We start from the raw sequence: 12442 nt of genomic DNA on the forward strand, positions 1-12442 counted from the left end.
ATAGTACATATGGAGAATATCATTATCAGAAAAGTAACGCAGACCGATATGGCGCAATTGCAACAAATCGGCCGGCAAACCTTTTACGAAACATTTTCGGCCGGAAATACCGAAGAAAATATGACTAAATATCTGGAAGAGGGTTTTACGACAGAAAAGCTCACCGCCGAATTGACTAATGAAGGCTCGTCATTTTATTTTGCAGTATTGGATGATAAGGTAATCGGGTATCTAAAACTGAATATCGGGCAATCGCAAACCGAGTTGCAGGACGACAAAGCACTTGAAATTGAACGGATCTATGTGATACAGGAATATCATGGCAAAAAAGTGGGGCAAATGCTTTATGAACAAGCGATGCAAATTGCAGCGCAGGTAAATGCCCACTACGTTTGGTTAGGTGTTTGGGAAGAAAACCAGAGAGCCATCAGCTTTTACACGAAAAATGGTTTTGTGGCGTTTGATAAGCATATTTTCAAACTGGGTGATGATGAACAAACAGATATCATGATGAAGAAAATTTTAAAATAAGACAGATGAATTTTAATATACAACCTACGTTAGAAAACGAAAAAGTAATGATCCTGCCGTTGCAGCAGGAAGATTTCGACGCTTTATACGCCGTGGCATCAGATCCGGAAATATGGGAGCAGCATCCCAATAAAGACCGCTGGAGAAAAGAAGTATTCGAGGTATTCTTTGAAGGGGCCATGCAAAGCAAAGGGGCCTTTAAAATAGTGGATAAAGCCACCGGGAATATTATAGGAAGCACGCGGTTTTATGAACATAATGAGCAGGAAAACAGCATATTTATAGGTTATACGTTTTATGCCAAATCATACTGGGGAACGGGCGTTAACCATTTGGTAAAAGCCACCATGCTGGAGTATATTTTCCAATTTGTTTCATCGGTTTACTTCCATATCGGGGTAAATAATCTCCGTTCACAAATTTCCATTGGCCGTATTGGGGCAAAAAAGATTGCCGAACAGGAAGTGATTTATTTTGGAGAAGCGCCCAGGCTGAATTTTGTGTATGAAATCAGCAGGGAGGCCTGGCAGGGACAAATGAAAACCGCCGCCAGATAACGGGTTCTGCAAATTGGCACTCCGTTTGGAACTATAAGGTTATAAATAACAAGATCATGAAAAAGATATTGATTGTCACTTGTTTAGCTATAGCCGGTTTGTTTTATGGGAATACCGGTTCCGCACAGGTCGGGATAAATGTAAATGTGAATATTGGTAATCAGCCGCTTTGGGGTCCTGTTGGATACGATTATGCAGAATACTATTATCTGCCCGATGTGGATGCCTATTATTACGTGCCTGAACGGCGCTTTATATACCTGAACGGCGGAAGATGGATCTTCGCTCCATCATTGCCCGCCAGCTATCATTACGATTTAAACAGGGGTTATAAAGTGGTGGTGAATGAACCAAGGCCATACCTTCATCCGGATGTGTACCGCAGTAAATACAAAAGGTATAAAGGTAATTATGGCAAACAGCAGATCATTCGTTATAGTAACGACGAAAAATATTACGTGGTAAAAGGACATCCAAAGAATGGAAAATATAAAGAAGGGAAAGGTAACAACGGAAAGGGCAACAATGGGAGAGGCAATAACGGAAAAGGTAACAACGGAAAAGGGCACGGTAAACACGACTAATTTTTCAGCATTATTCCGGCATCCATTGTTGTTGTTTATTTTTTAACTTTTAAAACAACAGTTAACGCCTATGGCAAAACAAACAGGGTTGCTCCGCTTTACCGGTAAGCTGGGCAATATCATTGGTTACCGGAGGAACGGAAATTACTTCGTTCGCACCATGCCGGAAGCAGTAAGGCAAACTGCCGCTACCCGGAAGGCTTCCAGGAACTTTGGCGTTGCCAGCAGGAAAGGAAAACTGATCCGGCGGGCCATCATTCCACAGCTGCATATTCATCACGACGGGTCGCTCGTTAACCGGCTAAACAAAGCCTTGATACAAACAAGCAGTGATAGTCTCCGCGGCCTCGAAGGATTCCGGGTAAACCGCTACACCGGAACGGAACAATTCTTCCCTCATCCACCAGTTGTTTCAAAACAAGGCCAGTTAAAAATATCGGCGCAAAGTTTACCGCCGCAGGGTGAGGCTTCCCACCTGGAAGTTACGGTAACGGCCGTACGTATTTGTTTCCCGGAGCGCCGGATTACCGGCCGTAGCAGCACCACCGTCATGCTCGACTTACACGAGCCTTTCAACGGTTTGGAACTGGAAGCCAATACACCAGGAAAAGGAACCCTGCTGATCATCTTGCAGGTAAGAAGCTTTAATGGAACCATTGCAACGGGTAACCGCCGTTTTTTTGCTGCAGATATAATAGCAGTATTGACACCTGCCGCCACCAAACCCAAGCGCCTGAAGGCTAACAGCATCCCTGATGTAAGAAAGCGATGGTCTCTTCAGCCGGAATCCATCAGCATTAGTTCCAGGCTCCTACATCCGGCGTCTCAACTGCAGCGGGAATGAAGCAACGCCGTTCTCTTCTCAAAAATAATTTTTTACGCAACGAAGGGCCGCTCTTCGCCAGCCCTCATGCGCCTATACATCAAATTGCCTGGTTCCCCATCTGCTTAAACATCACATACCTTCAAATACTCACAGAAACCTGTCATTTAAGCCTCCTTTTCCCCCGCTTTATTGAAAGCATCTCATCAAAAGAACACCTCCTGATCAAGTCCACCTCAACGACACGTTAAAAGTAATCCTCCTCCATGTCTCTCCCTATCCCACAGTATCTCCCATCTATCTCACAATAATCCCCCAAAGTAAAAATCAAGCAAATAAGTATAATCAATGTAATCCTGCTCCAAGACAATTTCCGGGCCGCCAAAGGCGACCCGGTCATCAATTATCTACTCGTAATCTTCGTATTAATGGCACTGTGTACCTTTTCCAGTAACTCACCCCCTGAGAAGGGCTTCCTGATAAAATCGTCACCCGGACATTCTTCCATTAAGGAGTCGATATCTTCTGATGCGGAAATGATCAGTATCGGTATCTCCCTCGTGTCAGCATGTGATTTCAGGTGCTTGCATACTTCCAGTATACTATGGTCCGGTAAGTGACTGTTCAAAATAAACAGATCTGGTTTCTCAAATGACCCTTCCAATAATAATTTAGCATCATTCAAGAAAGAAATCTGGTAATGCTTCTTGAGCAATGATGATACAAGCAATTTTATATCAACATCGCTTTCTGTGATTAGGATCTTCCTGGTCATAGCAATACGATTTGATGTGCCCGTATCTTAAACCAATATCGCACCAAAATCGGGGATTAAACTTGTTACTGATTGTTTATCAATTATTTAAGGGTGATGATAATTTTATGTTTTTGGGTATTTTATGAAGATAATTTTCTACACTCCGAGGTGGAAACCGGGCGTTACCGGTACATGGATACCAGTTCCTGCATGCTCACCGCATGCGTATTAATAGCTATCTCCGTTTCACCGGATGCAACATGGCACACGTAGCCGGGCATGATGGGTACCGCGCTAAGCTGCCACGTGTGTTGATGATAAAAAACCGAATCCTTCATAACGTTAAGCAGGTGCAATGCTTCATTCAAACCTGTGCCGGCGGCTTTTAATACCGCTTCCTTCCGGGTCCAGTAGCGGTAAAAGATTTCCGGTGATGCCGGATCGTTACGGATAGCATCCCATTCTTCCGGGGTGAACTGCTGGTGAAAGTCTTCAACAGATAATAACGTGGGCTTTTCAATGTCAATACCCACATCTCCTTTGCCGGCAACCGCACATACCACGATGTTACCTGCATGGGAAATGTTGAAATCGGGTGCCCCTTTAATGAACGGCCGCCTGTGTACCGTGTATGCGATATCAGCCAGTGAATAACCGGGAAGGGCATATTGCAGCAGATGCTTGCCCAGCAAACCGGCATGGGCATCTTCCCAACGTTTGAACCGGTGTATGCCTGCCCTCATACCTTCCGGCAGGGCGGCCATCAGCCGGTTGAAAGTATCCGCGGGCAGGGGTGTATCATAACAACTGTAATAAACAGAGATAAGGGTCTTCGGCATTTTTTTATCAGGTTAAGAAAAACGCTCGCAGGTGCTGCACCCGCAATCTACTCCGCAATTTTCACATTTTTTTTGCAATTGCATTTAATATTTCTTGTTAAATTGGCCGCCGTTTAGGAAACATCGGATCACTATTCTCCACCGCTGTATGGAGAAGTAAATAGCTATTATTTCATCAGAATATAATTATTATTTATTAATCTTATGTTAGCAATGTCAGCAAGGAACAACCACTATCGCCGGCGGATTACGCTGAATCCGCATTCTCTTTTTTGTTTTCTTCTTGTATCCGTTTTATTCGCTAAACAGGGAATTGCCCAGGGAAACAATCATTCATCACCACCTTTTACGGCAAGACTCATCAACATTGAAGCCGCCACCAACACCACGTTTACCTACAACACCCGGCTTCATAACGGATCTGCCGCATCCCGTGTCTATCAACTTTCTGCAAGCCTGCCCGCCGGGTGGAACTCCTCCTTCAAAGTTGAAGGCGTACAGGTAACATCGCTGAACATCGATTCAGAAAAGACCCAGGACATCACCCTGGAAATTAATCCGGCCATTGAAACAAAACCCGGCAAGTATAATATCCCCGTGCTGGCCATTACCGGAACAGATACCGCGAAGCTGGATCTCGAGGCGGTAGTAAAGGGAAGCTATGCGGTTACACTCACTACGCCATCAGGCAGGTTAAGCGATGAGGTCACCGAAGGAAACCGGAAAGAAATTCACCTGGTGGTGAAGAATACGGGCACTATTACACTCGACAACCTCGACCTCTCCGCACAGGCGCCCCCGCAATGGGAAGCGGCATTTGTTCCCTCCACCATTACCCGCCTGGAACCGGGAAAAGATGCGGAAGTTACCGCTACACTGAGCGTGCCGGATAAAACACTCGCAGGTGATTATGTCACCAACTTCTCTGTTAAAAATACCAATGCCAACGCCAGTGCAGCTTTCCGTATGATGGTGAAAACATCTGCACTTACAGGATGGCTGGGCGTATTGGTGATAGTGGCAGCACTTGGCGCCGTTTATTACCTTATCCGTAAATATGGCAGGAGATAGCAGCTTATGGAACAACCAATTATTGAAATAAATGGGCTGACCAAATACTACGGCTCCCTGAAGGCCGTGGACAACCTCCATCTCACCATTGGGAAGGGCGAAATATTCGGACTGCTCGGACCTAATGGCGCGGGCAAGTCCACCACTATATTAATGCTCCTCGGCCTCACAGAACCCTCCGCAGGCGAGGCGCGCATCTGCGGACTAAACGCCTCCCGGAACCCGATCCCGGTAAAACGGAAAGTAGGGTATATGCCCGATAGTGTTGGGTTCTATAATGAACTCAGCGCATTGGAAAACCTCACCTACATAGGACGGCTCAATGGTATCCCCGAAACGGAAGTAACAGGCGTTGCCCGGAATATGCTGGAGGAGGTAGGTCTCGGTGCAGCCATACACAAGAAAACAGGCGCCTTTTCCCGCGGTATGAAACAGCGGCTTGGCCTGGCGGAAGTACTGATTAAACAACCGGAAGTGATCATCCTCGACGAACCCACGCTGGGTATTGATCCCACAGGTGTGAGGGATTTCCTGGAATTGATCAGGCAATTAAACCAACGCCAGGGCCTCACCATTTTGTTATCGTCACACCACCTGCACCAGGTGCAACAGGTGTGTAACCGTGTAGGCATATTCGTTGGCGGGCACTTACTGGCAGAAGGTAATATTGAAACGCTGGCAGCCAACTTATTTAACACCGCACCCTATATGGTGCAGGTAACTATAAAAACGCCCGTCAACGATGCAGGCGCACTGGAGAAGGAACTCCTGCAAATGCCCGCCGTCGGTAAAGTAACAGCCGATGGAACCCTGGTAGAGATCTCCGGCCAGGAGAATATTACCCCCGACATTGTACGTTTCTTTGTGGGCAAAGGGATTGACGTTACCGGCGTACAGCAGAAAAGCTATGGCCTCGATGAAATCTATCAACAATATTTTGAAAATAATTTAAAGGAAAATACATCCAATGAAAAGTCAGGTGGCTTATTTCAACGGTCTTTTTTCGGCAGGTTCAAAAAGCGTTGAGAAGAAAAACAGCGCAACGAATCCGTTTTTTGTGATGGTGCGCAAGGAAGTGGCCGATCAGATACACAGCTGGCGGTTTATCATTTTAGCCGGACTGATACTGCTTACTTTCCTTGGCTCCATGTATGTGTCCATGACCAATATCAGCAAAGCAGTTTCCAATGCCGGCGACCCCGACAGGTTGTTTTTATACCTGAAGCTGCTCACCACCACGGATGGTACGCTGCCTCCCTTCCACGTATTCGTGGGTTTCCTGGGGCCGTTGCTGGGTATTAGCCTGGGCTTTGATGCTATTAACTCTGAGCAATCCAACGGCACCCTGATCCGCCTGATGGCGCAACCGGTATACCGCGACTCCGTGATCAATGCAAAATTTGTAGCGTCACTGATAGTTGTCAGCACACTTTTCCTGTCATTGAACCTACTGATGATCGGCGGGGGCCTCATTATTACCGGCGTAGGAATTGAGCCCTCAGAGTTTGTGCGTATCCTGTGTTTTGTGGTGTTAAGTGTGATCTATGTATCGTTCTGGCTTAACCTTTCCATCCTGTTGTCGGTAAAGTTCCGTCAAACGGCTACCTCCGCATTAACGGCCATCGCTATCTGGTTGTTCTTTACCGTCTTCTACCAGGTGTTGCTGAATATTATTGTGAAAGCATTCCTGCCGGACCCGGATGTATTAAGCCAGGACCAGTTGCTGGCCTATAACAGGATTATTTTAACCTTCCTGCGCTTTATACCAAGCCAGCTGTATACCGATGCTACTACCACGCTGCTGATGCCTTCTGTACGCAGCCTGGGGCCACTCACCATGGAGCAGATGGCCGGGGCCATTCCTTCGCCGCTGTCCGTGCGGGAAAGCCTGCTGGTGGTATGGCCACAGGTAAGCGGTTTGATTGCCGCCACCGTAGTATGCTTCGCGCTTTCCTATTATCTTTTTATGCGAAGGGAAATACGTACCTGAGCATCTGCTGTATTCCCCGCGTCACTCGTCCGTTCTGAAGGGTGATGCGGGCAACAGCTCCCGGTTATATAAATTAGGGTTCACCGGGTTATCAGACCATGCATAACGGACGTATTTGGGTGCACTGATCTCGTCGCTCCATACTGTCACTTTATTCCCTTCTATTTTCGCATTGGCCGGAACGAATTTCTTATCAGCGCCGGCAATCTCAAAGGTGGATGGCGCCTCGCCGTCATTGGTGATCAGCCCACTGCCGGTATCAGTGAAGCTGATAACGATGCTGTTCTCCCTGGTAACAGCCAATTGGTAAAGCGGACCGCTGAAGGTAATATTTTCTTTGTAAGCCACTTTCATAGCGCCAAAAGCCAGGCGTTCACCTACGGCTTTTTTATTATCAGGATGAACGTCGTTCCACTCGCCCAGGTCAATCGCCACTGCCATCGCGGTATTGGGAACCGACAAGGCCTTAGCTTGTGACTCCCTCATCATCGCCCAACTGCTTTCTGTTGGAAGGTAAGTGTAGTCCATAAATCCCGGGAGCTGCACATAAAGAAAGGGGAGAGGCCCCTGGTTCCATTTAGCTCTCCAGTCGCTGATCAGCGCCGGTAGCAGCTTTGCATACTGCCTGGGCTCACCGGCATTCGTCTCGCCCTGGTACCAGCAAAAACCTTTTATGGTATAATTGATTTCCGGGAACACCATCGCGTTATACAATGCAGCGGGTTGATTTTGCAGGTTGATATTCGGGGTAGCGCTTTCACGTGGTAAGGGCCTGAAAACGGCGCCCACTTTATACTGCCAGTCGCCTTTTAAATCAACAGTATCGGTACCGGAGAAAATGAAGTAAGGCTTATCCGGTACAAACCCTCCTTTGCCGGCGGTATTGGTAACACGCACTACGAACAGGTTTTTGCCTGCTTTCAATACACCGGCCGGTACCTGGTACCGGCGTTGGGGATACAGGTAAGTGGTGCGTCCCACCTGTTTGCCGTTGATGTAAAGTTCATCCGCATCCACAATCCGTCCCAGGAAAACTTTGGCAGGCTTGCCGGCCATCGCAGCAGGGAGCTCTATTTCCCTGCGATACCATACCACGCCATTTAAATCCTTAATGCCCTGGTCTTCCCAGTAGCCGGGAATATTAATCCTGCGCCATCCTTTCGGGATATACGCTTCGTCGTACCATTTACCGGTTCCTGCCAGTCCTGCGTCTGCCGGCGGTTTCACCGTATTTCCCGGTGGCCGTTTGAAGCTGTTGAGATAAGCGGTGTCTTTATTTTTATTCATTGTTGCTGTGGCTGCAGGAAATTCTTTCAGGCCTTCTTCACTCATCCATGCTTCAATCGGCGTTCCACCCACGCTGGCATTAATGATGCCTACAGGTACTTTGTATTTTTCGTAGATCTTTTTTGCGAAGAAATAGGCGACTGCAGAGAATGGCCTGGTATCTTCGCCTATGGCCGGTTTCCAGTAACCGGTGGGCAGGTCGGGGATGGGGCCGGATAAGCCGGTGCCACCCGGTACCAGGAACTGCCTGATCTGGGGGTAGTTCGCTTCGGCAATTTCACGGGCATATATTACGTCATGAACATTGAGCTGATGCGCCATGTTCGACTGGCCACTGCAAAACCATACATCTCCAAACAGGATATCATGCAGGGTAATTTTATTACCCGCAGTAATCTCCATGTTGTAAGGCCCACCGGCTTTAGTGGGCGGCAAATGCACTTCCCAGTTACCATTGGCATCCGCCTTCGCCTGGTATGTTCTGCCATTGAAACGGACCTGCACTTTTCCATGATTAGCAGCCCATCCCCACAACTTTATTTTTTCATCCCTTTGAAGGATCATACTGTCGCGGATAAGCCGGGGCAATTTCAACTGTGCGAACCCGCTGAATACAGCGAGCAGGAATAACTGGAGGAGGATTATCTTTTTCATATCAGGAACTTTAAAACGGGAAAGGGATATCGTTATTTATTAAAAATTGTTTCCGGCGGACCAAGATAGCTTTCTTTCAGATCTCCGAAATCGAGCACCAGTTGCTGCAGTACCACACCGCTGTTGACCATCCAGTATTTCAATGTATGTTTACCGGTGGTGGAGAGGGTATGTTTGCTGGATTGGATGATGATATTGTCAGCTACCCACTTATTCCAGATGCTGGTGTAAGTAATGGCATCTTCCTTATTGATACTGATGATTTGCGGCGCTTCGTCATCAATGGATACCGCATATTGCAAACCATTTTTGTTGCTGTGAAAATTCAATGTGGGAGAGCAATAGGTGTTGATGGTAACTTCCCCTTTGCTGTAAGTATAAAAATCATATTCCACATGCGGCGCATTGCCAACAGGTTGCTGTTCTTTTGCGGTAACCGGAAAAGGCGTGATAGCGGAACCGGTTCTCCCATGATCAGGCAAAATCGTCCACGTAATACCATTTGAATGAATGGCCCTGGTAAAATGATCCGCTGCTATGGAAACGCCTTTTTCTTCTTCCTGGTAAAAAACGTTACCGGTAACACCGCCGGGAATGCTCGCACGCATCAGCTTGTGCATGCCCGGTACTTTTCTTTCCTCCGCTGAATCTGCCGGAAGATATTTCACGGCGGGCATTTTTTGTACCGGTGGTTGCTGCCAGTTGGTATAACCGATATGCGTTTGGTCCATCATATGGTTCCATTTCCGGTTGTTTAATTGATGATAAGCAACGGTGATCAGCGAGTCTTCCAGGTAGCATGCTTTTACCCGGTCGGCATAGGTATTGGCCATTAGCTGTTTATTCTTAATAGCTTCTTTGTTGAGCGCTGTATAGTAATACATCTCATTCAAATTGGCGCATGCCTTCACCGGATGCAGCACTAACTGGAAGTAGGCGTCTTTATATGCAGTGGGTAACAAGCTATCTATGGCGCTGGCTTTTTTCAGCAGTTCGTTGTAATCTTTTACCACCGTTCTCCACTCATCATAGTTAAGACGGTAAGTATTGGCATCCAGCAACTCGGGTTTCCTTCTGGCATTAAATTTTGTATAGGCAGCTATGATAGCTGCGATATCTTTTGCATAGGGTGTTCCAAACTGGGCTGCAGCCCATTGTCCGGTATATTGCTGAAGGTCGCCGGGGCCGGTCTTTTCCGGGTTCCAGGCATAATCCAGGAAGAAGGAGATGGGGAATTCCATTGGTTTGATATCTCCCACATTTACAATCCAGATCTGACGGGCATTAAATTCCCAGGCAAGGTGCATTTGCTCCCATACCCTGGTAATTGAATTGGTGTTAAGCCATTTGTAATTCCTGGGCGCCCCTACATAATCAAAATGATAATAGATGCCATAGCCGCCCTTGCGGCTTCTCTCTCCGGGTTTGGGCAATTTCCGGATGTTGCCCCAGTTGTCGTCGCAAAGCAGCAGCGTTACATCATCCGGTACGTTCATTCCTTTGTCGTAGTAGTCCTGCACTTCTTTGTATAAGGCCCAGAGCTGCGGTGTTTCACTGGCAGGTTTGCCGGTTACATCGCTGATGATTTTTCTTTGATCAGCAACAATCCGTTCCAGCAAAGCCGTCGCTGTTTCTCTCGACATGGGTTCGTCGCCGTCGCCGCGCATGCCCACTGTTACTATCTTTTCATTGGTAGCCCGCTGCAAGCCGGTGCGCCAGAAGGCTTTCAGTTTTACGGCATTGCTGTCGTAATTCCATGGCCCTGTTCCATATCTTCTCCATTCATCGTGCGCCCTCATCAATGGTTCATGGTGGGAGGTGCCCATCACGATGCCATACTTTTCCGCCATCCGGATGTTTAACGAGTCATCATCATAAAACGCATTGCCCCACATGGCCGGCCAGAGGTAATTGCCTTTCAGCCGGAGGATCAGTTCAAATACTTTTTCATAGAAGCGGTGATTAAAGCCGCCAAACTTTTCTTTGCTCCAGTTAGCCAGTGCGGGCGCTTCATCGTTTATAAAGATGCCGCGGTACTTCACTTTGGGTGCATCGCTGATCGTGATATGCTGCTTAACAAACAGCTGCGTTCTTTTTTTTACCGGCACATCTGCCCACCAGTACCAGGGCGATACGCCCAATTGCCGGGATATTTCAAATACGCCGTAAGCGGTTCCCCTGTTGTCGCTTCCCGCAATAATCAAACGGTTGGCAGTACTTTGTATAAGGTACCCTTCCCACTGGTTTTTCAGGGAGATGGGATGGATGTCTCCCGCTGCTGCAAGCGCACGCACCAGCGCGGATCTTTCATTGGAGCCGATAATGATCGCGGGGCCGGCGGGAATGGTCGCTGATATCGGAAGCTTTATGCCGGTGACCATCTCAATATCCTGCTGCAGGCAGCTGGCCGATTGCAACACCGGCTGGCCGTCGTTCGGGTCCACGCAAATCACCGCGCGGGTCAGGGCAAATGCTGCTTTCGATGCATTATCAACAATGATCGATTGCGCATCACAGCAAATAGCCAGCAGGCTTGTTATTAAGAAAGATATTGTCCGTTTCATCGGCTAAGCGTTGTTAAAAACCAATACTGTTTCCGCCATCTACCGGCAATATCACGCCTGTAATAAATTTTGCCGCATCGCTGGCAAGGAACCAGGCCGCCTCGCCGATGTCGGCTGGCTGTCCCATCGTCCCCATCGGTGTTCTGCCAAATACCTTTGCTTTTCTTTCCGGATCGCTGTCCAACGCTTTTGCCGTCATGTCGGAATAAATAAACCCGGGTGCGATGGCATTTACCCGTATGCCTTTGGGCGACAGCTCAACAGCCATTGCCCTGGTCATGCCGTCGATAGCCGTTTTACTGGCAGAATAGGCAATCACTTTTGGGATGCCATACTGGGCAGCCATGGAGCTGATGTTGATGATGCAGCCAGCCTGCTGCTGCAACATGTTTTTGACAACCTCACGGCTCATCGTGAAAACGGCTGTAAGATTGGTAAGGACGACCTGTTGAAACTCTTCATCTGTTACTTCCGTGAAATCCTTTTTCATGTTGGTGCCCGCGTTGTTCACCAGTATATCTATGGGGCCGTACTTGTCAATCACTGTTTGTACAAAACCGGGAACGGCCGAAAGGTCGGTTACGTCACAGTTGATAGCATGACAGTGCGCGCCGAGTTTTTGTTGGGCGGCATCCAGTCTTTCCTGGTTTCTTCCTGCAATCACCACTTCGATTCCCTGTTCCACGAACTTTTCTGCGATGGCCAGGCCAATCCCTGAACCGCCGCCTGTTACAATCGCTAATTTTCTTTTTGTTGATGTCATCTTCTTCGTTGATTTAATATGC

At 47.7% G+C, this 12442-nt stretch carries 12 protein-coding genes; 7 read left to right on the plus strand and 5 right to left on the minus strand.

Going from position 1 to position 12442, the window contains the following annotated elements; translation table 11 throughout:
- The first annotated feature begins 9 nt into the window (after window positions 1-9).
- The 4 genes from ACLHR0_RS22045 to ACLHR0_RS22060 all read left to right on the plus strand — a co-directional run bounded on the left by ACLHR0_RS22045 (window position 10) and on the right by ACLHR0_RS22060 (window position 2516).
- Complete coding sequence (locus tag ACLHR0_RS22045; RefSeq protein WP_436489539.1) at window positions 10-531, plus strand: N-acetyltransferase family protein; 522 nt, start codon at window positions 10-12, stop codon at window positions 529-531.
- Window positions 532-536: 5 nt separating this feature from the next.
- Window positions 537-1088, plus strand: coding sequence for a GNAT family N-acetyltransferase (locus tag ACLHR0_RS22050; protein ID WP_436489541.1), 552 nt, complete (start codon window positions 537-539; stop codon window positions 1086-1088).
- 56 nt (window positions 1089-1144) lie between these two features.
- On the plus strand, window positions 1145-1672 hold the full coding sequence (locus tag ACLHR0_RS22055; RefSeq protein ID WP_429046965.1) for a hypothetical protein: 528 nt from the start codon (window positions 1145-1147) through the stop codon (window positions 1670-1672).
- 70 nt (window positions 1673-1742) lie between these two features.
- Window positions 1743-2516, plus strand: coding sequence for a hypothetical protein (locus ACLHR0_RS22060; RefSeq protein WP_436489544.1), 774 nt, complete (start codon window positions 1743-1745; stop codon window positions 2514-2516).
- A 382-nt stretch (window positions 2517-2898) separates the two neighbouring features.
- Here the strand turns inward: ACLHR0_RS22060 and ACLHR0_RS22065 are convergent, their stop codons facing one another.
- A complete protein-coding gene (locus ACLHR0_RS22065; protein WP_429065240.1) occupies window positions 2899-3270 on the minus strand; it encodes a response regulator in 372 nt (123 codons plus the stop codon).
- 164 nt (window positions 3271-3434) lie between these two features.
- Window positions 3435-4091, minus strand: coding sequence for a 4'-phosphopantetheinyl transferase family protein (locus tag ACLHR0_RS22070; RefSeq protein WP_436489545.1), 657 nt, complete (start codon window positions 4089-4091; stop codon window positions 3435-3437).
- Window positions 4092-4304: 213 nt separating this feature from the next.
- Here ACLHR0_RS22070 and ACLHR0_RS22075 point away from each other — a divergent pair, with 213 nt between their 5' ends.
- The 3 genes from ACLHR0_RS22075 to ACLHR0_RS22085 are packed head-to-tail and all read left to right on the plus strand — an operon-like array spanning window position 4305 to window position 7152.
- Entirely contained in the window at window positions 4305-5162 is an 858-nt protein-coding gene (locus tag ACLHR0_RS22075) for a COG1470 family protein (RefSeq protein ID WP_436489547.1), read from the plus strand.
- Window positions 5163-5168: 6 nt separating this feature from the next.
- Complete coding sequence (locus ACLHR0_RS22080) at window positions 5169-6188, plus strand: ABC transporter ATP-binding protein (protein ID WP_436489549.1); 1020 nt, start codon at window positions 5169-5171, stop codon at window positions 6186-6188.
- Window positions 6130-7152, plus strand: coding sequence for an ABC transporter permease (locus tag ACLHR0_RS22085; RefSeq protein WP_429065235.1), 1023 nt, complete (start codon window positions 6130-6132; stop codon window positions 7150-7152). The genes ACLHR0_RS22080 and ACLHR0_RS22085 overlap by 59 nt, the downstream gene beginning before the upstream one ends.
- A 21-nt stretch (window positions 7153-7173) precedes the next feature.
- Here ACLHR0_RS22085 and ACLHR0_RS22090 read toward each other — a convergent pair whose 3' ends face one another.
- From ACLHR0_RS22090 to ACLHR0_RS22100, 3 genes are read right to left on the minus strand one after another with little or no spacing between them, the layout of a single operon-like run.
- Window positions 7174-9093, minus strand: a complete 1920-nt coding sequence (locus ACLHR0_RS22090; protein WP_436489551.1) for a sialate O-acetylesterase — start codon at window positions 9091-9093, stop codon at window positions 7174-7176.
- A 32-nt stretch (window positions 9094-9125) separates the two neighbouring features.
- Window positions 9126-11657 carry a glycosyl hydrolase 115 family protein gene (locus tag ACLHR0_RS22095; protein ID WP_436489553.1) on the minus strand — a complete coding sequence of 844 codons (2532 nt, stop codon included), beginning with the start codon at window positions 11655-11657 and terminating at the stop codon, window positions 9126-9128.
- A 13-nt stretch (window positions 11658-11670) separates the two neighbouring features.
- Entirely contained in the window at window positions 11671-12420 is a 750-nt protein-coding gene (locus ACLHR0_RS22100; RefSeq protein ID WP_436489554.1) for an SDR family NAD(P)-dependent oxidoreductase, read from the minus strand.
- Window positions 12421-12442 lie beyond the last annotated feature (22 nt).

Origin of the sequence: Chitinophaga sp. ARDCPP14 (assembly GCF_051362515.1) — a bacterium.
GTDB lineage: Bacteria > Bacteroidota > Bacteroidia > Chitinophagales > Chitinophagaceae > Chitinophaga.